Annotated in this window: 20 protein-coding genes; 16 read left to right on the top strand and 4 right to left on the bottom strand. The window is 68.7% G+C overall.

Annotation, left to right across the window (positions count from 1 at the left end; all coding sequences use genetic code 11):
• The first annotated feature begins 50 nt into the window (after positions 1 to 50).
• Positions 51 to 773, top strand: a complete 723-nt coding sequence (gene recO, locus LQ771_RS07935; RefSeq protein ID WP_231351803.1) for a DNA repair protein RecO — start codon at positions 51 to 53, stop codon at positions 771 to 773.
• Between the two features lie 83 nt (positions 774 to 856).
• Here recO and LQ771_RS07930 read toward each other — a convergent pair whose 3' ends face one another.
• The gene (locus LQ771_RS07930) at positions 857 to 1,609 is read right to left on the bottom strand and encodes a response regulator (protein WP_231351802.1); all 753 of its coding nucleotides are present in this window, start codon (positions 1,607 to 1,609) and stop codon (positions 857 to 859) included.
• Positions 1,610 to 1,655: 46 nt separating this feature from the next.
• Here LQ771_RS07930 and LQ771_RS07925 point away from each other — a divergent pair, with 46 nt between their 5' ends.
• The 8 genes from LQ771_RS07925 to LQ771_RS07890 all read left to right on the top strand — a co-directional run bounded on the left by LQ771_RS07925 (position 1,656) and on the right by LQ771_RS07890 (position 9,080).
• The gene (locus tag LQ771_RS07925; protein ID WP_231351801.1) at positions 1,656 to 3,677 is read left to right on the top strand and encodes an AsmA family protein; all 2,022 of its coding nucleotides are present in this window, start codon (positions 1,656 to 1,658) and stop codon (positions 3,675 to 3,677) included.
• Between the two features lie 24 nt (positions 3,678 to 3,701).
• Complete coding sequence (locus tag LQ771_RS07920; RefSeq protein WP_231351800.1) at positions 3,702 to 4,298, top strand: YdbL family probable chaperone protein; 597 nt, start codon at positions 3,702 to 3,704, stop codon at positions 4,296 to 4,298.
• 74 nt (positions 4,299 to 4,372) lie between these two features.
• On the top strand, positions 4,373 to 5,686 hold the full coding sequence (gene rlmD / locus LQ771_RS07915; RefSeq protein ID WP_231351799.1) for a 23S rRNA (uracil(1939)-C(5))-methyltransferase RlmD: 1,314 nt from the start codon (positions 4,373 to 4,375) through the stop codon (positions 5,684 to 5,686).
• Between the two features lie 107 nt (positions 5,687 to 5,793).
• Entirely contained in the window at positions 5,794 to 6,339 is a 546-nt protein-coding gene (locus tag LQ771_RS07910; protein ID WP_231351798.1) for a CYTH domain-containing protein, read from the top strand.
• A complete protein-coding gene (nagZ, locus tag LQ771_RS07905; RefSeq protein ID WP_231351797.1) occupies positions 6,330 to 7,346 on the top strand; it encodes a beta-N-acetylhexosaminidase in 1,017 nt (338 codons plus the stop codon). Before LQ771_RS07910 ends, nagZ begins: the two co-directional genes overlap by 10 nt.
• The gene (locus tag LQ771_RS07900; protein WP_231351796.1) at positions 7,343 to 7,897 is read left to right on the top strand and encodes a hypoxanthine-guanine phosphoribosyltransferase; all 555 of its coding nucleotides are present in this window, start codon (positions 7,343 to 7,345) and stop codon (positions 7,895 to 7,897) included. The genes nagZ and LQ771_RS07900 overlap by 4 nt, the downstream gene beginning before the upstream one ends.
• A 14-nt stretch (positions 7,898 to 7,911) precedes the next feature.
• The gene (locus LQ771_RS07895; RefSeq protein ID WP_231351795.1) at positions 7,912 to 8,661 is read left to right on the top strand and encodes an S-methyl-5'-thioinosine phosphorylase; all 750 of its coding nucleotides are present in this window, start codon (positions 7,912 to 7,914) and stop codon (positions 8,659 to 8,661) included.
• A gap of 212 nt (positions 8,662 to 8,873) precedes the next feature.
• Complete coding sequence (locus LQ771_RS07890) at positions 8,874 to 9,080, top strand: cold-shock protein (protein ID WP_090053863.1); 207 nt, start codon at positions 8,874 to 8,876, stop codon at positions 9,078 to 9,080.
• A 141-nt stretch (positions 9,081 to 9,221) separates the two neighbouring features.
• Here the strand turns inward: LQ771_RS07890 and trxB are convergent, their stop codons facing one another.
• A complete protein-coding gene (trxB, locus tag LQ771_RS07885; RefSeq protein ID WP_231351794.1) occupies positions 9,222 to 10,184 on the bottom strand; it encodes a thioredoxin-disulfide reductase in 963 nt (320 codons plus the stop codon).
• 204 nt (positions 10,185 to 10,388) lie between these two features.
• Between trxB and ald the strand changes: the two genes are divergently transcribed.
• The 4 genes from ald to LQ771_RS07865 all read left to right on the top strand — a co-directional run bounded on the left by ald (position 10,389) and on the right by LQ771_RS07865 (position 15,646).
• Entirely contained in the window at positions 10,389 to 11,453 is a 1,065-nt protein-coding gene (gene ald, locus LQ771_RS07880) for an alanine dehydrogenase (RefSeq protein WP_231351793.1), read from the top strand.
• 217 nt (positions 11,454 to 11,670) lie between these two features.
• Entirely contained in the window at positions 11,671 to 13,998 is a 2,328-nt protein-coding gene (locus tag LQ771_RS07875) for a DNA translocase FtsK (protein WP_425491333.1), read from the top strand.
• Between the two features lie 291 nt (positions 13,999 to 14,289).
• Positions 14,290 to 14,952, top strand: coding sequence for an outer membrane lipoprotein periplasmic chaperone LolA (gene lolA / locus LQ771_RS07870; RefSeq protein ID WP_231351792.1), 663 nt, complete (start codon positions 14,290 to 14,292; stop codon positions 14,950 to 14,952).
• Between the two features lie 7 nt (positions 14,953 to 14,959).
• Positions 14,960 to 15,646 carry a YoaK family protein gene (locus LQ771_RS07865; RefSeq protein WP_231351791.1) on the top strand — a complete coding sequence of 229 codons (687 nt, stop codon included), beginning with the start codon at positions 14,960 to 14,962 and terminating at the stop codon, positions 15,644 to 15,646.
• A 128-nt stretch (positions 15,647 to 15,774) separates the two neighbouring features.
• Here LQ771_RS07865 and LQ771_RS07860 read toward each other — a convergent pair whose 3' ends face one another.
• Both LQ771_RS07860 and LQ771_RS07855 read right to left on the bottom strand, forming a co-directional pair.
• Positions 15,775 to 16,392: a hypothetical protein gene (locus LQ771_RS07860; RefSeq protein ID WP_231351790.1), complete on the bottom strand. Its 618-nt coding sequence runs from the start codon at positions 16,390 to 16,392 to the stop codon at positions 15,775 to 15,777.
• Complete coding sequence (locus tag LQ771_RS07855; RefSeq protein WP_231351789.1) at positions 16,389 to 16,901, bottom strand: RNA polymerase sigma factor; 513 nt, start codon at positions 16,899 to 16,901, stop codon at positions 16,389 to 16,391. The genes LQ771_RS07860 and LQ771_RS07855 overlap by 4 nt, the downstream gene beginning before the upstream one ends.
• Positions 16,902 to 17,010: 109 nt before the next feature.
• Here LQ771_RS07855 and LQ771_RS07850 point away from each other — a divergent pair, with 109 nt between their 5' ends.
• The 3 genes from LQ771_RS07850 to serS all read left to right on the top strand — a co-directional run bounded on the left by LQ771_RS07850 (position 17,011) and on the right by serS (position 20,396).
• Positions 17,011 to 18,345 carry a replication-associated recombination protein A gene (locus LQ771_RS07850; protein ID WP_231351788.1) on the top strand — a complete coding sequence of 445 codons (1,335 nt, stop codon included), beginning with the start codon at positions 17,011 to 17,013 and terminating at the stop codon, positions 18,343 to 18,345.
• 77 nt (positions 18,346 to 18,422) lie between these two features.
• Positions 18,423 to 18,998, top strand: coding sequence for a hypothetical protein (locus LQ771_RS07845; RefSeq protein WP_231351787.1), 576 nt, complete (start codon positions 18,423 to 18,425; stop codon positions 18,996 to 18,998).
• Positions 18,999 to 19,115: 117 nt separating this feature from the next.
• Positions 19,116 to 20,396 (top strand): serine--tRNA ligase, encoded by a 1,281-nt coding sequence (serS, locus tag LQ771_RS07840; protein ID WP_231351786.1) that lies wholly within the window; start codon positions 19,116 to 19,118, stop codon positions 20,394 to 20,396.
• The last annotated feature ends 5 nt before the right edge of the window (positions 20,397 to 20,401 follow it).

The raw sequence follows: 20,401 nt of genomic DNA, 5'->3' as shown, positions 1-20,401 counted from the left end.
TCTGCGATCCTAGAACTCCAGAGCCCGAATCCCGCAATCACGGCCCTCCCATGCTTCTTGACCAGCAGCCCGCCTACGTCCTGCATGCCCGGCCGTACCGGGAGACGTCGCTGCTGCTCGAATGTCTCACCCGCGACCACGGCCGGCTGGGCGTGGTCGCCCGTGGCGTGCGTCGCGAGCGGGCGCGGTTGCAGCGTGCGCAGCTGGAACCCTTCCAGCCGCTGGCGCTGGGTCTGCTGCTACGCGGGGAACTGGCCACTTTGCGCGGTGCCGAACCGGTCGGCGCACCGCTGCGGCTGACCGGCGATGCCGGCCTGGCCGGGCTCTATCTCAACGAGCTGGTGGTTCGCCTGACCGTCCGCCAGGACCCGTCGCCCGATCTGTTCGAGGCCTATGCACGCACGCTGCCGCGCCTTGCCGGGACCGGGGGGGCGCTGGCCTGGCAACTGCGCCGCTTCGAACGCGACCTGCTCACGGCCATCGGTTACGCCCTGCAGCTGGATACCGGCGCCGACAGCGGTGAGCCGGTGGTGGCCGAAGGCTGGTATCGCTACCAGGTCGAGCATGGTCCGGTGGCCTGCCCGGCCGGTGCGCCGCGGGCAATCCGCGGCGCCGACCTGCTGGCACTCGCCGCGGACCGGTGCCCGGATGCCGCGGGTCTGGCGGCCTTGCGCCGCCTCATGCGCGAGGTCATCCGCTTCCACCTGGGAGGCGGGGAGCTGCACGCCTGGCGGGTGCTGGCCACCGCCTTGAGTCGCCGCCAGCCCGGCTGAGCGGAAAGGCATGCGCCGCAGGCTGGGCCCCCGTTCGCGGTGCTTCGGGCGGTGAGCATGGAGCCGTGCACGACAGGGTCTGCTCAGCCCGGCGTCCGGCGCTCCAGCACCTGGAGTGTCGCGATGAGTGCTTGCCGGAACCTCTCGTGCGCACCGTCGGCCACGCAGCCATCGGCCTCCACCTGGCGCTGAAGGTGGCCCGCCTGCAGCGCCAATGCGGCCGTACCGCAGAAACCACAGGCCGAACGCAACCGGTGCAGCCGTTCGACCAGCCGTGAAGGCTCGCCGTGATAGCCCTCCAGCTCCCGCAGCAGCGTTGCCAGTTCCTCGCGCAGCAGACCGCGCAGCGCCTGCATGGTGCCCGCATCGCCGCTGCTGACCAGACCGGCCGCGTCGTCCAGCAGGGGCGCATGGCGGCCGCTGTTGCGGGCGAGAGCAACCAGGGGGCGCAGCGCATCCAGTTCGCAGGGCTTGGCCAGCACGTCGCTGAAGCCGGCGGCCAGCAACTGCTGGCGATCTTCGCCCGTTACCTCGGCGCTGGTCGCCACGGCAGGCGCATCGGCCGAGCGGGCCTGTGCATCGGCGCGCAACGCAGCCAGCACTTCACGGGCACCGGCGCCGGGCATGCGGCAATCCAGCACAAGCAGGTCGAAGGTTTCGATGGCGGCGCGGGCCAGCGCGATCTGCCCGTCGGCGCACTCGTGCACCCGGGCCCCCAACGCGCGCAGGCCGTCGCCCAGGAACCGCCGGCTCGCCGGATCGTCGTCGGCCACCAGCACGTAGGGCAGCGGAAGGTTGACGGGCGGCGGTTGGCCCAGAAAGGCGGCTGTGCTCATTGACGAAATCCATGTCGTTCAGCTGGCTTTGGCAGAATGATGGCACATGCTCCCTCCCTCCCACCGCCTGCTGCTGTGCCTGGGTCTGCTCCTCGTCGCCGTGTGGGCGAGGCCCGCCCGGGCGGATGTCGACCTGACCGCCAGGGTAGTCGCAGTGCCGGGCGTGCGGCTGCAACAGGTCAGTGTGCATATCGGCGAGGACGGCACGGGCCGGCTCGCGCTCAAGCTCCACGCCGCGCGCGCCGACATCGCGGCCATGGGCTGGCGCCGGGTCGGACTGGACCTGGAAGGCGTCCTGTCGCGCGACCCGCAGATGCGCTGGCTGCTGGACGGCACGGTCGCCCTGCGCGGCGCGCCCGGCGGCGCGCTGGGCCACTCGGACCTGCGCCTGGTCATCGACGAGCGCGCCAATACGCTGCAGGCGGATATCGCCCAGGCCAAGGCGACCGCCAGCGCGTGGGTTCCGCTGGACCAGACCAGCCACGCGCAGATCACGCTGGAGAACCTGCCGGCACAATGGCTGGCCGGCCTGCTCGGTACGGTATGGTCGGGCCGGCCCACCGGCGGGACGCTGGATGCCGAGCTGGCGCTGGACGTCCACGACAACGGCATCCAGTCCTCCGGCGAGTTCAACCTCGATGGCGTCGGGTTCGATACTCCCGCCGGCACGCTGGCGGGGCAGGGCGTCGACGGCAGCGGCCGGCTGGGCGTCGATACGCAGGGCGGCCCGGCCCGCTTCACCGTGGATGCCACCCTGCGCGGCGGCGAGCTGCTGCTCGGCCCGATCTACGCAAAGCTGCCGGAGCACCCGGTCCAGCTGAACGTGTCAGCGATCGGCCAGGGCGGCGCACTGGCAATCAACCGTCTGCGCGTCAACGATCCCGATGCGCTGCAACTGGACGGCGCCCTGGCCTTCGACGCCGGTGGCAAGCTGGACAAGCTGCGCCTGGAGCGCTTCCAGGCCCGGTTCCCGGCGGCGTACGACCGCTACGGCGCCGCCTGGCTGGATACGCTGGGCCTGCACCAGGTGCGGCTGACCGGCGCCTTGAGCGGTAACCTGGACCTGCGCGGGGAGGGACCGCGCGGCTTCGCCTTCACCGCCGATCACCTCGATATGGCGACCGCCGACGGCCGGTTGGCGATCGACGACCTGAACGGTGGTCTGGACTGGTCCGCGAACGCCGACCGTCCGACCACCAGCCTCGGCTGGCGCGCGCTGCGCCTGTATCGCCTGCCGTTCGGGCCGGGACGTGCCCAGTGGCGCAGCCGGGGCGGCACGCTCGGGCTGGCCCAGCCGCTGGCGCTGGCGTTGCTCGGCGGAACGGTGCGCGTGGGCGAGCTCGACTGGCGCCCGGCCGCGGCGCGGGGACAGCGGCTGGAAACCTCGCTGGCCGTTACCGGCGTGGACATGGCGGCCTTCAGCAAGGCGATGGGCTGGCCGCAATTCCCCGGCACGCTGGGTGGCGCGATCCCCTCGCTGCGCTGGGTGGACGACACGGTGGAGCTGGCCGGCGGACTGTCGGTCAACGTGTTCAACGGGTTCGTCGACATCACCCAGCTCGCGCTGACGCAGCCGTTCGGCCCCAGTCCGGTTCTGGCCGCGGACGTCGGCTTCCGCCAGCTGGACCTCGGTTCGATCACCAGCGTGTTCGACTTCGGCGGTATCACCGGTCCACTGCACGGCAGCATCCGCAACCTGCGCTTGGTCGACTGGAAGCCGGTCGCGTTCGAGGCGCGATTGCTTGCCGACGAGGGTGGCCGGATCAGCCAGCGCGCGGTGAACAACCTGACCGCGGTCGGCGGCGGTGGTATCGCCGCCGGCCTGCAGGGGGCGGTGCTCAAGCTCTTCAAGACGTTCGGCTACGCGCGCATCGGCCTCAACTGCACGCTGGTCGGCACGGTCTGCCACATGAGCGGACTGGAGAGTACCGGCGACGGTTACACTATCGTCGAGGGCAGCGGCCTGCCGCGCCTCCAGGTCATCGGCCACCAGCACGAGGTCGACTGGCCAACCCTGGTGAGCCGGCTGAAGGCGGCCACCGAAGGCGGCGGCCCGCAGATCCGCTGACGTCCCCAACCCCAGGAGCCCATCATGCGCAAGCTCGTCTACACCCTGCTGACCACCGCGATGGTGGCGCTGGTCGGTTGCGTCACGATAAACGTGTACTTCCCCGAGGCCGCCGCGCAGAAGGCCGCCGATCGCTTCATCGGCACCGTGATCGACCAGGGGAACGCGCCGGCGAAGGAGGCCAAGCCCACGCCGCCGCAGGAACCGGGCCAGCCTTCGGCCATGCTGCTTGATCTGCTGGTGCCGGCCGCCCATGCCGCCGACAATCCCGACATCCGCGTGCAGACGCCGGCCACCGAGGCGATCCGCGGCCGCATGCAGGCGCGCTTCCAGAACATCCTCCAGGGCCTGCTCGATTCAGGGGCGGTCGGATTCACGAACGACGGGCTGGTAGCCGTGCATGATGCGGGCAAGATCCCGCTCAGCCAGCGCGCGCAGGCGACGGCCGCGGTAGCCGACGAGAACAGCGACCGTAACGCGCTTTACCGCGAGATCGCCCGCGCCAACGGCCATCCGGAATGGGAGCCGCGGATCCGCGCGACCTTCGCCAAGGGTTGGATCGAGCGCGCCCACGCCGGCTGGTATTATCAGGACGCTTCGGGCGCCTGGAAGCGCAAGTAAGCCGCGCCCCTCGTTCTCCTGTTTGACCGCTGCGCCCGGGTCGCCGATCCGGGCGCAGGCGTTTTGCGAGTGCCATGAAAGAATTCGAAGCCACCATCACCGATTTGGCCCACGACGGCCGCGGCGTCGCCCGCATCGACGGCAAGACCGTATTCGTCAGCGGCGCATTGCTGGGCGAGCAGGTCCGCCTCGGCATCCGCAAGCGCCACCGCAACTTCGACGAAGCCGAGACGATCGAAGTGCTGGAGCGCTCCCCGCACCGCGTGGAGCCACGCTGTGCGCACTTCGGCCAGTGTGGCGGTTGCTCGCTGCAGCATCTGGACGCTCCCGCGCAGATCCAGGCCAAGCAGCGCGTGCTGTCGGACAACTTCGCGCGGATCGGCAAGGTCGAGCCCGGGCGCTGGCTGGAGCCGCTCGCCGATGCGCCCTGGGGCTATCGCCGCAAGGGCCGCCTGTCGGTGCGCGCGGTGGCCAAGAAGGGCCGCGTGCTGGTCGGGTTCCGCGAGGAGTCCAACCCGCGCTTCGTGGCCGACATCAGCCACTGCGACGTCGTCCATCCGGCCATCGGCGACAGGATCGGCCTGCTGGCCGGGCTGATCGGCGGGATGGACGCGGCCAACGACATCCCGCAGATCGAGTTCGCCGCCGGCGACGAGACCGTCGCACTGGTGTTTCGTCACCTGAAGCCCCTGAGCGAGCGTGACAGCCAGGCGCTGGTCGCCTTCGGCCAGGCGCATGGCCTTGCGATCTACCTGCAGCCGGGCGGCGTCAGCAGCGTGCACCCGCTGTGGCCCGAGCAGCCGCGGCTGAGCTTCCGGCTGCCAGCGGGCGAGGGCATGGCCGACGTGGAACTGGAATTCCAGCCGCTGGACTTCGTGCAGGTCAACGCCGGCATGAACCGGCGCATGCTGGCAAGGACGATGGAGCTGCTCGACCCGCGGCCGACCGATCGCGTGCTCGACCTGTTCTGCGGCCTGGGCAACTTCACCCTGCCGCTCGCACGCCGCGTGGCCGAGGTCGCCGGCGTGGAGGGCGAGCACGGACTGGTCGAGCGTGCGGGCGCCAACGCCGCCCGCAATGGCATCGCCAACGCGCGGTTCCACGCCGCCAACCTGTTCGAGGACCAGCGCGGCAGCGCCTGGGCGCGTGCCACGTGGGGCAAGATCCTGCTCGATCCACCCCGCGCCGGCGCCGAGCAGGTGCTGGAGTACCTGCCGCGCAAGGGCACCGACCGCATCGTCTACGTCTCCTGCCACCCGGCTTCGCTGGCTCGCGACGCCGGCCTGCTGGTGCACCGCCACGGCTTCGAGCTCACCGCTGCCGGCGTGATGGACATGTTCCCGCACACCGCGCACGTGGAGTCGATCGCGCTGTTCGAGCGCCGCTGAAGCTGCCGGCACGAGGCCCCGCTTCCAACCGGGGGCGAGGAACGCCTTCAGGCGCGGCGATCACGATCGACCACGCTATGCTTCCCGTTCATTTGGTAAATCCGGCCATGGCCACCGAGATCGAACGCAAATTCCTGTTGGCCGACGAACGCTGGCGCCAGGCCGTGGTGCGCAGCGAGCGGATGGCGCAGGGCTACCTGGTCGGCGCCAAGGCGCTGCACGAGGGCCTGGCGCGCGCCTCGGTGCGGGTGCGCCGCGCAGGCGAGCGGGCGTGGCTCAACATCAAGAGCGCCACCCTGGGCATCGAGCGCGCCGAATTCGAATACCCGATGCCGCTTGGCGATGCCGAAACGGTGCTGGACTCGCTTTGCGACGGTGTGCTGGAAAAGATCCGGCACTACGTCGAGGTCGACGGGACCGTGTTCGAGGTCGACGAATTTCTGGGCGACAACGCCGGCCTGGTGGTCGCCGAGGTGGAACTTCCCGCCGCCGACGCCCCGTTTCCGCGCCCGCCATGGCTGGGTCGGGAGGTCAGCGCGCTGGCGCGCTACTACAACGTCAACCTGATCGCGCATCCGTTTGCGCGCTGGACCCAGATCGAGCGCGCCGCAGCCGACGGCGGACGAACCGAAGGAGAGCAGGCATGCTGCTGATCGGCCTGGCCGGGCTGGAACTGGAACCGCGCGAGCGCGACTGGCTGGTCGCCCCCGGCGTCGCCGGGGTGATCCTGTTCGCGCGCAACTACGCCAACCGCGAACAGTTGATGGCGTTGGCCGAGTCGATCCGCGACGCCGGCGGCGAGCAGCTGCTGATCGCGGTCGACCAGGAGGGCGGTCCGGTACAGCGCTTCCGCGACGGTTTCACCCGTCTGCCGGCGTTGTCGAGAATCGGCGCGATGTATGCGCGCGACCCGCACGAGGCCGTGCGCCTGGCCGAGGAGCACGCCTGGGTAATGGCGAGCGAACTGCGCGCCTGCGGCCTGGACTTCAGCTTCGCTCCGGTGGTGGACCTGGCTCGCGGCAGCGCCGCGATCGGACCGCGTGCCTTCCACGACGATCCGGCGATCGCCGGCGAGCTGGCCCAGGCCTACGTGCGCGGCATGCACCTGGGCGGCATGGCGGCGGTGCTCAAGCATTTTCCCGGCCACGGTTCGGTGGCCGCCGATACGCACAAGGCGCAGGCCATCGACCCGCGTCCGCTGGAGGCCATCCGCGAGGCCGATCTGCGCCCGTTCACCGAAGCCATCGAGGCGCACGCCGAGGCGGTGATGATGGCGCACGTGATCTATCCGGCGGTCGACAACCGTCCGGCCGGCTTCTCGCCCGTATGGATCGAGGACGTGCTGCGTGGCGAACTGGGATTCGCCGGCGTCGTCATCAGCGACGACATCAGCATGGCCGCGGCCGGCGCCGCCGGAGGCGTGGGCGCGCGGGTGAAAGCGCATCTGGCCGCCGGCTGCGACCTGGTGCTGGCCTGCTTCCCGGAAGTGGTGGAAGAGGCGATCGCCGCACTGCCACCCATGCCTGCCGACGCCATGGAACGCCTCGCGCCGCTGCGAGGCGCCGTCGGTGCGACCTGGGAGGGCCTCCTGGACAACCCGCAGCGCGACCGTTTCATCGCACGCATCACCGCGCTGCACGAACCCGAAGGAAACGCATGACCACTCCGCTTCCCCCGCTGGCGCAGGCGCTGGCCAACGCCGAGGTGCTGTTCGAGCGCGAAGAACTGGAAACCGTGATCGCCGACCTCGGCCGGCGTATCGATGTCGCCCTGGATGGCGAGCGGGCGGTGTTCCTGACCGTGATGAACGGGGCGCTGATGTTCGCCGGCCAGCTCGCGCTTTCGATCCGCACGGACCTGGAGTTCGACTACGTGCACGCCACCCGCTACCGCGGCGCCACCGCCGGCAGCGACCTGTGCTGGCTGCGCGAACCGCAGGCGGCGCTGGCCGGTCGCACGGTGCTGCTGGTCGACGACATCCTGGACGAAGGCCACACCCTCAAGGCCGTCCGCGACGACTGCATGAAACGGGGCGCGAAGCGCGTGCTGATCGCCAGCCTCTGCCGCAAGCTGCACGACCGTTGCGTGGCCGGCATCGCCCCGGACTTCAACGGCGTGGAGCTGCCCGACCGCTATGTGTTCGGCTACGGCATGGACTACTACGAGCAGGGCCGCAACCTGCCCGCCATCTACGCCCTGAAGTCCGAGTGAGCCGGGAGCCAGGCATGACCGAACCGACCATCGACCTGGCCGTCATCGGCGGCAGCGGCCTTTACCAGTTCCCCGGCCTGGAGAACGTCAGCCGGCGCGCGCTGGAAACGCCCTACGGCCCGGCTTCGGGTGAAGTGGTGCTGGGCGATTTCGCCGGCAAGCGACTGGCCTTCCTGGCGCGCCACGGCGAAAGCCACACGCTGGCACCGCACCGGGTCAATTACCGCGCCAACCTGTGGGCGCTGAACGCGCTGGGTGTGAGGCGGGTGATCGGCGTCAACGCGGTCGGCGGCATCCGCGCCGACATGGGGCCGCGCGTGCTGGTGGTACCCGACCAGCTGATCGACTACACCCACGGCCGTGCCACCAGCTTCTGCGACGTCGAGGGGGCGGAGGTGAAGCACATCGACTTCAGCGAGCCCTATACCGGCTCGCTGCGGCGGGCGCTGCTGGACGCGGCGGGCAGGGCGGGTGTCGCGGTGGTCGACGGCGGCTGCTACGGCGCGACGCAGGGGCCGCGGCTGGAGACCCGGGCCGAAATTGCCCGGATGAAGCGGGACGGATGCGACCTGGTGGGCATGACCGGGATGCCGGAAGCCGCCCTGGCGCGGGAGCTGGATCTGCAGTACGCCTGCCTGGCGCTCGTGGCCAATTTCGCCGCCGGTTGCGGGGATGAGGAGGAAATCAGTATCGAGGAGATCTTTGCCCACCTGGCCGCCGCCACGGCACAGGTCCCGGTGCTGCTGAAAGCGATGCTGTCCTAATTAGCTTTTCCTCTCGAGGACACTAAAGGGTCCGATTACCCCGGTGTTCGGGAAAGGCCGGATAGGGCAGGGTGTAAAAAATTAATCCCGCATATTGCGCTTTGACCATAAACATGCTGATACTTTTGCCCGTGCCAGGGGCGGCTGACCAAGGGGAAACGGCGGTCCAGCTCAAGCCTTGGTGCATCCAGTCCTAGTCAGAGGTTCACGCAATGCGTTTCGGTACGGTCAAGTGGTTCAACGATGCCAAGGGCTTTGGCTTCATCGCGCCTGAGGACGGTGGGGAGGACGTGTTCGTCCATTTCTCGGCCATCAACTCCAAGGGTTTCCGCAGCCTTCAGGAAGGCCAGCGCGTGAAGTTCGAAGTCACCCAGGGCCCGAAGGGCGCCCAGGCTTCGGGCGTGGAAGTGGCGGCCTGATCGCACTCCTCGCGTTTTGATGAAAGGAAAAGCCCCATGCTCGCGCATGGGGCTTTTTTTGTTTCCCGATCGCCGCACGGATGCGGGACGGGCTTCGGCCCGCCCCGCGCGCCAACGGCAGGATGACGCCCGCCCTGCGACTCAGCCCAGCAAATGCTGCTGGTCCAGCCAGCGCTCGGCGTCCAGGGCGGCCATGCAACCGAAGCCAGCCGAGGTGATCGCCTGGCGATAGACATGATCGGCCACGTCGCCGGCGGCAAACACGCCCGGCACCGACGTGGCCGTGGCCATGCCGCTGGTGCCGCTGCGGATCTTGATATACCCGTCATGCATTTCCAGCTGGCCCTCGAAAATGCCGGTATTGGGGGTATGGCCGATGGCGACAAAGAAACCGGTCGCCTCGATATCGCGGGTGGCGCCGGAATTGACGTCCTTGACGCGCACGCCGGTTACGCCCGACTGGTCGCCCAGCACCTCGTCGATGGTGCTGTTCCACACCAGTTCGATCTTGCCGGCGGCGGCCTTCTCGAACAGCTTGTCCTGCATGATCTTCTCGGCGCGCAACTTGTCGCGGCGATGCACCAGGGTGACCTTGCGCGCAATGTTGGCCAGGTAAAGCGCTTCCTCAACGGCGGTGTTGCCGCCGCCGACCACGACGACGTCCTGCTCGCGGAAGAAGAAACCATCGCAGGTGGCGCAGGCCGAGACGCCACGGCCCTTGAACTTCTCCTCGCTGGCGATCCCCAGGTACTTGGCGGTGGCGCCGGTGGCGATGATCAGCGCATCGGCGGTGTACTCGCCCGAGTCGCCCTTCAGACGGAACGGGCGCTGGCTGAGATCCACCTGGTGGATGTGGTCGAAGACCATCTCGGTGTGGAACCGCTCGGCATGCTCGGCCATGCGCTGCATCAGTGCCGGGCCCTGCAGGCCCTCGACGTCACCCGGCCAGTTGTCCACTTCCGTGGTGGTCATCAACTGGCCGCCCTGCTGCAGGCCGGTGATCAGCGTCGGCTTGAGGTTGGCGCGCGCGGCGTACACCGCAGCGGTGTAGCCGGCGGGGCCCGAGCCGAGGATCAGCAGGCGGCTGTGCTTGGGGGTGGTCATCGTTATAATCCTTGGGTTTGCTGGCGGCTTTGATCGTTCTTTGCCTGCACCGGGTGCGACGCGGATACTGCCGCGCCGCAGGGCCTGGCGCCTGGAACCCGCAAGGATGGGGAAGGGCGACGGGCGATTCAAGGCTTTCCGCTTCCGGTTTCCCACCCGTCGACGCGTTTGCGCCGGCCCAACCCCACAGGATTGCTAACTGCCATGCGTATCGGTATTCCTTCCGAAACCAAGACCCTCGAAGGGCGCGTCGCCCTCGTCCCTGCCGCCGCCGCCGACCTGGTCCGCCGCGGCCACGAGGTGTTCATCCAGGCCGGTGCCGGCGAGAAGAGCGGCTTTTCCGACGAGGCCTACACCAAGGAAGGCATCACCGTCGTTCCCGACGCCGCTGCGCTGTACGAGAAGGGCGAGCTGATCGTCAAGGTCAAGGAGCCGATCGCCGGTGACCTGGCCCTGCTCAAGAAGCACCACCTGCTGTTCTGCTACCTGCACCTGGCCGCCGAGCCGGCGCTGACCCGGTCGCTGCTGGACATCGGCCTGACCGGTGTGGCGTTCGAGTCGGTGGAGGAGAACGGCGGCCTGCCGCTGCTGCTGCCGATGTCGGTGATCGCCGGCCGCATCGCCACGCAGATCGGCACCACGCTGCTGCACCGCCCGCAGGGCGGCAAGGGCAAGCTGCTGGGCGGCATGGCCTCCACCCCGCGCGGCAAGGTCGTCGTGCTGGGCGCCGGCGCCGCCGGTGGCAACGCCGCCGCGCTGGCTGCCGCCGCGGGCGCCAACGTGGTGGTGTTCGACAAGCGCCAGGACCGCCTGGCCGAGATGATGGCGATGGGCCCGAACGTGACCGCGCTGTACGCCTACGAGTCGTCGGTGGCGCAGGAAGTGCGCGATGCCGACCTGGTCGTCGGCGCGGTGCTGATCCCCAGCGCCAAGGCCCCGCGCGTGGTCACCGAGGACATGGTCAAGACCATGGAGAAGGGCTCGGTGCTGGTCGACATCTCGATCGACCAGGGCGGCTGCTTCGAGACCTCCAAGCCGACCACCTGGAAGGAGCCGACCTACGACGTCCACGGCGTGACGCACTTCTGCGTGACCAACATGCCGGGCGCCGTGCCGCAGACCTCGTCGGTGGCGATCTCCGCCGCGATCCTGCCTTACGTGCAGCGCCTGGCGGCCGGCAACCAGTGGCGCGAGCATGCCCCGCTGGCCGGCGGCATCAACGTCGACGGCGGCAAGCTGGTGCACCCGGCGTTGCAGGGCGTGGTCTGAGCCTGGACGCCTGAAGCCTCCGGGAGAGGGTGCGTCGACAGGCGGTGAGGGTTCGGGTGGGGCGCGACGTCGCGCGCTACCCGCACCCTCGCCCCGGCCCTCTCCCGACGGAGAGGCGAGCTTCCCGAAACCTGCGCCTTTCCAGAAAAATCAAGCTACTACCCCCTCCGTGCCCTGTGTAGACTTGGGGGCGAAGTCTCGAGGGGAATCCACTTTGGTGGCGCGAAGCGCAGCAAACGTAAAGAAGGCACCCGAATCGCCCGGCCTCAGCGAGGAAGCCAAGCGCCGCCTGCGCGAAGCCGGCGCGCTGTTGCTGCTGCCGCTGGCCATCTACCTGCTGGTCTGCCTGGCCAGCTACAACGACCAGGATCCCAGCTGGGGCCACGTTGGCACCGTCGATCACGCGCGCAATTTCGGCGGCGCCGTTGGCGCCAACATCGCCAACCTGCTGCGCTACATCTTCGGCTGGGTCTCCTACTGCTTTCCGCTGCTGCTCCTGCTGCTGGGCGTGCAGGTGCTGCGCCAGCGCGGCGAGGAGGCGGAGCATCCGTGGGAGTCCTCGCTGCGGCTGATCGGCTTCGTGTTCTTTTTCATTACCGCGCCCGCGCTGATGTACCTGAACTTCCACGACGAGCCGGTGCTGCCGCAAGGCGTCGGCGGCATCATCGGGCAGTGGGTCGGCGTCGGGCTGTTGCAGGCCTTCGGTGAAAAGGGTGCGCCGCTCCTGCTGCTCGCCCTGTTCCTGATCGCGGTGACGCTGGCCACCGGACTGTCCTGGTTCAAGGTGATGGACTGGACCGGGCAGGGCACGCTGGCCGCCTTCGGCTGGCTGCGCGGCAAGCTCAGGCAGGCGCCGGAAGTGGCCAAGGCGCAGCAGGCGCGCGCCGAGCGTGACGTGGTCAAGAAGGCCGAGGCGGTCAAGCAGGCCAAGCGCGAGCCGGTGCGGATCGAAACGCCGCCCGCGCCCGTGGCCAAGAGCGAACGCGCGAAACTCGAAACGCAGATTCCGCTGTTCGTGGGCGCTTCCCAGCCCGGCGAGCTGCCGCCGCTGTCGCTGCTGGACGAGGCGCCGGAGCAGGGCCCGGGCTATTCCGAGGAGACGCTCGAAGTGCTCTCGCGCCAGGTCGAGCTGAAGCTCAAGGACTTCCGCATTGAAGCGAAGGTCGTCGGCGTCTATCCAGGCCCGGTGATCACCCGCTTCGAACTGGAACCCGCCGCCGGCGTACGCGGATCGCAGGTGTCCAGCCTGGACAAGGACATCGCCCGCGGCCTCTCGGTGGTGAGCGTGCGCGTGGTCGACGTGATCCCGGGCAAGAACGTGATCGGACTGGAAATCCCCAACACCCGCAAGCAGATCGTCTACCTGTCCGAGATCCTGCGATCGGACAAGTACGACCAGATGAAGTCGCCGCTGGCGCTGGCACTGGGCAAGGACATCGGCGGCAAGCCGGTGGTCACGGATCTTGCCAAGATGCCGCATCTGCTGGTCGCCGGCACCACCGGTTCGGGCAAGTCCGTCGCGGTCAACGCGATGGTGCTCTCGCTGCTCTACAAGGCGAGCCCGAAAGACGTGCGCATGATCATGATCGACCCGAAGATGCTGGAGCTCTCGGTCTACGAGGGCATCCCGCACCTGCTCGCGCCGGTAGTGACCGACATGAAGGAAGCGGCCAACGCCCTGCGCTGGTGCGTGGCCGAAATGGAGCGCCGCTACAAGCTGATGGCCGCAGTAGGCGTGCGCAACCTGGGCGGCTTCAACAAGAAGGTCAAGGACGCCGAGGCGGCCGGCCAGCCGCTGCTCGACCCGCTGTTCCGGCCCAATCCCGAGATGCCCAACCTGGCGGCCGAGCCGCTGGAGCCGCTGCCCTACATCGTCATCATCATCGACGAATTCGCCGACATGATGATGATCGTCGGCAAGAAGGTGGAGGAGCTGATCGCCCGCCTGGCGCAGAAGGCGCGCGCCGCCGGCGTGCACCTGGTGCTGGCCACGCAGCGCCCGTCGGTGGACGTGATCACCGGCCTGATCAAGGCCAACATCCCGACCCGCATCGCGTTCCAGGTATCCAGCAAGATCGACTCGCGCACGATCCTCGACCAGTCCGGCGCCGAAGCGCTGCTGGGTCACGGCGACATGCTCTACCTGCCGCCCGGCACCGCCACGCCCGAGCGCGTGCACGGCGCCTTCGTGGACGACCACGAGGTGCATGGCGTGGTTGCCTGGCTCAAGGCGCAGGGTGCGCCGCAGTACATCGAGGGCGTGCTGGAAGAGGTGCAAGCCACCGCCGATGGCAAGTTCATCAATGATTCCGGCCTGCCACTGGACGGCGAGGAAGGCGGCGACGCCGACGCGCAGCTGTATGACAAGGCCGTGGCGGTGGTCACCCAGACCCGTCGCGCCTCGATTTCCGGCGTGCAGCGCCACCTGCGGATCGGCTACAACCGCGCCGCGCGGCTGATCGAACAGATGGAACAGGATGGAGTGGTCAGCGCGCCGCAGCACAACGGCAATCGCGAGGTCCTGGCGCCGCCGCCGCCGAAGTAGCGTGCTGCATTGCGTCTGGATGGGAAGGTGGCGTCGAGCGCACGGATGCGGCTTGCCCTGCGAATGCGCTCTCCCGCCCTTCGCTCCGGTGGTAAGCGCTCCAGGCGATGCGCACGCGCCAGGCTCGCGAGCCGCTCCCTCTCCCGCCGGGGAGAGGCCGGATGAGGGGGCGCTCTTGCGGCAAATCACCTCTGCAGCCGCGATGCTCCCGCGCCCTTACAATCACCTTGAGGCGCGATTAAGCCGCCGCCTCCCAGAATTCCCCTGCATGTCTCAAGGAACAGGGCTTCCATGAACCGCTTCGCCGTTACCCTTCTCGTCGCGCTCGCGCTCTCCCTTGCGGGTTTGGCCCAGGCCGCCAGCGGTCCCGCGCGCCAGCGCCTGGATGCCTTTGCCACCAACCTGCATTCGCTCAAGGGCCGTTTCACCCAGACCCTCACCGACGCCAGCGGGCACGGTGCCAAGACCAGTTCGGGCACGCTCGCGCTGGAAGCCCCGCGCCAGTTCCGCTGGGATACGCTCGAACCGTACAGGCAGACCATCGTGGCCGATGGCAGTCGCGTGTGGTTGTACGACCCCGAGCTGGAACAGGTGACCGTGCGCGTGCAGAGCACGGAAGAGGCCCACAGCCCGCTTACCGTCATCACGGATCTCAAGCAGCTCGACCGGGACTTCGCCGTCACCGAGCGTGGCGAACACGATGGCCTCGCCTGGCTGCGCCTGAGTTCGAAGGCCAAGGATCCGCAGTTCGACTACGCGGACCTGGGTTTCGATGCGCAGGGCCTCAAGCGCATGATGTTCCGCGACCAGCTCGGCGCGATCACCGATATCCGCTTCTCCGACTGGCAGCGCAACGTCGAGCTGCCCCCCTCGACCTTCAACTTCACTCCGCCGCCGGGCGCCGACGTGATCGGCGATCTGCCGGTGATGACCACCCGTCCGCTGAAGGACTGATCCGGCCATGCCCGTGTTGCGCCAGCTGCCGCGCTGGGCGTGGGTGGGCGGTGGCGTGCTCGCGTTCATCGCCGGGCTGGTCAATGCCGCAGGCTACATGGGCTTCCGCCACCAGTCGATCAGCAACCTGACCGGCTCGACCACGCTGCTGGGTATCTCCCTTGGTACCGGCGACGGCGGCGAGGCGCTGCACTGGGCGTTGTCGCTGCTGGCCTTCGTCGTCGGCGCCATGGCCAGCGGCGCGATCGTGCAGAAAAGCACACTCAAGCTCGGCCGGCCCTACGGCGTGGCCCTGGTCCTCGAATCGCTGCTGCTGTTCGTGGCGGTGCCGCTGCTGGAGCGGGAATGGTCGACGGGCCTGTGGCTGGCCTCGATGGCCTGCGGCCTGCAGAACGGCATGGTCAGCGCCTACAGCGGCGCCGTGTTCCGTACCACCCACGTCTCGGGCATGTTCACCGACCTGGGGATCTACCTGGGGCACCGCCTGCGCGGGCTCGACGTGGACATGCTGCGCGTGCGCGTCTGCCTGCTGGTGATCGGCAGTTTCATGCTGGGCGGCGTCGCCGGTGCCCTGCTGTTCGAACACCTGCGCGAACGCAGCCTGCTGATCCCGGCCACGCTCACCGGACTGTGTGGCCTGGGCTATGGCCTCTACCGTCAGTTCAACGATGGGGCACCCACCGGCAGCGCGTGAGCATCAGGGACCGATGCGTGCCTGCATGGCCCGTTCGGCGCGCGGTGACCTGGTCCATCATCGACCACCGCAACCAGGACCGGGCTGGCATCGCGAGGAGCACCAGCGCTACCGGAAGGCGCGCAAGCTCATGGACCTCCGCCTTCCCGGGCCACCGCGCGCGTTCGGTCGAGCAGATCCCGCAAACCGGCTTCCTCCGCGCGCAGTCGTTCGGGCCACGAGCGGGGCGCGTGCACGAAGCCCCAACCACTGGCCAGCAAGGCGAACAAACCCAACAGCCAGCTGATGTCCGGCTGCGGCGACAGGCGCTGCGCGATCGCGCTCGCCAGTCCGATGCCGAAGGGTGCCCACCATCGCCAGCGCAGCGAGCGTTGGTACGCGATCTCCCGTTGCACGTGTTCCAGGCACGCCTGCAGGTAGGACTGAAGCGGCGCGTCGCCTGCGTTCAGGCGCGATACGCGCAGCGGCCACAACCCCACGACGCAGGCGATCAGTCCGATCCCCCACAGCAACATGGCGACGCGCATGCCCAGCCAGATTTCCGGGCCCGGCAGCAACCAGACCATCACCAGCATGGCCAGCGCAAGGCAAAAGACGGTTGCACCGAAGAATGTCCTTTTCAGTACCTCGCTCCGATAGCCGCGCGCGCGCGTCTTCGCCTGCATGATCAACGAATCCAGCGTTGCTTCGGTCGGCGGGTTGGAAATGCTGGCATTCCATGCCTGCTTCAGGCGGTCGGTGTTCACGGGTATTCCTCGATGTAATCGTGTTGGAAGCGCTGCTTGATGCGATTGAGGCGGATCCCCACGGCATTGGGGTTCAATCCCGTGATACGGGCGATCTCGGCGTAGGACTGGTCGTCCAGGGCGAGCATCAGTACTGCGCGGTCGATCGGACCGAGGCGGCCCAGGAAGGCATCCAGCAGAGCGTCCGGATCGCGCGGGTCGCCGATGCTTGCGGGCGCCATGACCAGCAGCCTTTCGTCGTCCATCGCGTGCAGGGCTGGCCGGCTGTAGCGCTTGCGCAACTGGCCCAGCGCCGTGTTCAGCGCGATCCGGTAGACCCACGCCGCCGCCGGCGCGCGATCGTCGAAGCCGGGCAGGCTGCGCCACATCTGCGCCAGAATTTCCTGCAGCAGGTCCTCGTGCTCACCCGGCGGCGCATAGCTGCGCGCGATCCGTTGCAGGCGGCCGTAGTTGGCTCGCAGCAGGGCCTCGAAGCGCGTCGTCAGTTGGCTGGTGTGCTGGCTCGGCATCGGGCCTCTCAAAGTCATGCCCGCATGGGCTCTCTCTCCAGAGTTGCGGCGGCGGACGGAAACTTTCGCTCGCCATGCAGCGACGCCGGCGACTGTCTATCATGCCCCGATGCCATCGCCTCGCTCCCCCGGGCTGTTTCCCGAAGCCGACTCCGACGCGCTCAAGCCGCTGGCCGAGCGCATGCGCCCGCGCAGCTTCGACGAGATCGTCGGCCAGCCGCGCCTGACCGCGGGCGACTCGCCGCTGCGGCGCGCGCTGGAGGCGGGCAGGGTGCATTCGATGGTGCTGTGGGGCCCGCCGGGCTGCGGCAAGACCACGCTGGCGCTATTGGTGGCGCGCTACGCGGATGCCGATTTCCGCGCCATCTCGGCCGTACTCTCCGGTCTGCCGGACGTGCGCAAGGCGCTGGCCGAGGCCGAGGTCAACTTCGCCCAGGGGCGTCGCACCGTGCTGTTCGTGGACGAGGTGCACCGCTTCAACAAGGCGCAGCAGGATGCTTTTTTGCCGCACATCGAACGGGGCGTGATCGTGTTCGTCGGCGCCACTACCGAGAACCCCTCGTTCGAGCTCAACTCCGCGCTGCTGTCGCGCTGCCGCGTGCACGTGCTGGAGGCGGTGTCGGCCGAGTCCATCGTGGCCGCGCTCGAGCGTGCGCTCGCCGACGACGAGCGCGGCCTCGGCCGGCTGCAGCTGCGGATCGACGCCGATTCCCTGAAGCTGATCGCCCAGGCCGCCGACGGCGACGTGCGCCGTGCGCTCACGCTGCTGGAGATCGCCGCGGAGCTGGCCGACGACGGTCGCATCGACGAAGCCACCCTGACCCAGGTGCTGGCCGACCGCACGCGCCGCTTCGACAAGGGCGGCGAGCAGTTCTACGACCAGATCTCGGCGCTGCACAAATCGGTGCGCTCGTCCGACCCGGACGCGGCCGTGTACTGGCTCTGCCGCATGCTCGACGGTGGCTGCGATCCGCTCTACCTGGCACGGCGCATGACCCGCATGGCGGTCGAGGACGTCGGGCTGGCCGAGCCGCGGGCGTGGCGCATGGCGCTGGACGCCTGGGACACCTATGAGCGCCTGGGCAGCCCCGAGGGCGAACTGGGCCTGGCGCAACTGGCCATCTGGCTGGCGATCGCGCCCAAGAGCAACGCCGCATACATGGCTTACAACAAGGCCCGGGCCGCAGTGCGTGAAACCGGCACGCTCGAGGTTCCCATGCACCTGCGCAACGCTCCCACCAAGCTCATGAAGGGCCTGGGCTACGGCAAGGGCTACCAGTACGACCACGATGCCGCCGGCGGCGTCGCGCTGGGTCAGCAATGCCTGCCGGAGGCGCTCGACGGAACCGTGTTCTACGAGCCGGTCGACCGCGGTCTCGAGCAGAAGCTGCGCGAAAAGCTGCTCGCCCTGCGCGAGGCCCGCCGCCAGGCCCGCGACAAGTAGCGGCGGGGGCTCCACGGCGCTTGATCTCTTACCCGCTGCCTCCCTAGAGTCAGCCGTCCACCGGGGAGGGGAGCACCATGCGTATCCTGATCGCGGCACTGATCGGCGGGATCGTGATGTTCATCTGGGGCGCTCTGGCGCACATGGCGCTCGGCCTGGGCAACCCGGGCATCCATCCGCCGACCCACGAGGACGTGGTTCTGGCCAGCCTGCACGAGGGACTGGGGAAGGAGCCGGGGGTCTACATCCTGCCCTGGCTCGAACCGGAGGCGATGGGCGACGAGGCCGCCGTCAAGGCCTACGGGGCCAAGGCCAGCGCCGGGCCATACGCCTGGGTGGTCTACCTGCCGCAAGGCGACGATATGACCCGCATGGGCCCACAGCTGGCCACGCAGTGGGTGGGCGACACGCTTGCCGCGCTCGTGCTGGCGATCCTGATGAGCGTGCCTGGCCTGGGGCTTGGCCGGCGCCTCGGCCTGGCCGGTGCGGCGGCGGTGTTCGCCTGGCTGAGCACCATGGTGCCGTACTGGAACTGGTACCGGTTCCCGGCCAGCTTTACGGCGGCGGCGCTCGTCGAACAGCTGATCGGTTGGCTGCTCGCCGGCGCCGCGATGGCGTGGTGGATCGGGCGCCGCGAACGCAGGCCTGCCTGACCGAGCCTCCGCCCGTCGCAGGGGGCTTCTGCGGGCATCCGGAAGTTGGTCCGCGTTGCTAGCGCGTGGTCTCCACGGCGATAATCGACCGTTCAAGCACTCCGTCGGAACGCCTTCATGCTGGATCCCGCCCTCCTGCGCTCGCGCCTGGCCGATACCGCCGCGCGCCTAAAGCAAACCCGTGGCTTCGACCTGGACGTCGCCGCCGTCGAGGCGCTGGAGGTCGAGCGCAAGCGCCTGTCCACCGAGACGCAGGAGCTGCAGAACCTGCGCAATACCCGTTCCAAGGCGATCGGGCAGGCCAAGGCCAGGGGCGAGGACGTCGCGCCGCTGATGGCCGAAGTCGCCGGCATCGGCGACAGGCTCAAGGCGAACGAGCAGGCACTGGGCGAAGTGCAGTGCAAGCTTGCCGGCATTGCGCTCGGCATTCCGAACATTCCGCACGAGTCGGTGCCGGTCGGAAAGGACGAACACGACAACGTCGAGGTCAGCCGCTGGGGCGAGCCGCGCAGTTTCGGCTTCCAGGTCAGGGACCATGTTGAACTGGGCGAACGCCACGGCTGGCTGGACGGCGATGCCGGCGCCAAGCTCTCCGGTGCGCGCTTTACCGTGCTGCGCGGACAGCTGGCCCACCTGCACCGCGCCCTGGGCCAGTTCATGCTCGACCTGCACACCGGCGAGCATGGCTACCTGGAATGCAACGTCCCGGTAATCGTCAACGCCGACAGCATGCAGGGCACCGGCCAGTTGCCCAAATTCGAGGAAGACCTGTTCGCCACGCAGGTCGGCGAGTCCAAGCGCTATCTGGTTCCCACGGCCGAAGTGCCGCTGACCAACCTGGTGCGCGACACCATCCAGGACGCCGACGCGCTGCCGCTGCGCATGACCGCGCATACGCCGTGCTTCCGCGCCGAAGCCGGCAGCTACGGACGGGACACCCGCGGCATGATCCGCCAGCACCAGTTCGAGAAGGTCGAGATGGTGCAGATCGCCCGGCCCGGCAAGTCCTATGCGCAGCTGGAAGAAATGGTCGGCCATGCCGAAAAGGTCCTGCAACTGCTCGGCCTGCCGTACCGCAAGATGCTGCTGTGCACCGGCGACATGGGCTTCGGCTCGGCCAAGACCTACGACCTGGAAGTGTGGCTGCCCAGCCAGGGCACCTACCGCGAAATCTCCAGCTGCTCCAACTGCGAGGACTTCCAGGCCCGCCGCCTTCAGGCGCGCGTGCGCAATCCGGAAAGCGGCAAGCCCGAACTCGTCCACACCTTGAACGGCTCCGGCCTGGCTATCGGCCGCACCATGATCGCGGTGATGGAGAACTACCAGAACGACGACGGTTCGATTACCGTACCCGACGCACTCAAGCCCTACCTGCGAGGCCTGGATCGCCTCGCCTGAGGCGC

Origin of the sequence: Frateuria soli (assembly GCF_021117385.1) — a bacterium.
Taxonomy (GTDB): Bacteria; Pseudomonadota; Gammaproteobacteria; order Xanthomonadales; family Rhodanobacteraceae; genus Frateuria_A; species Frateuria_A soli.
Note: the sequence above shows the minus strand (reverse complement) of the source record. Positions and strands in the feature narration are given on the sequence as shown.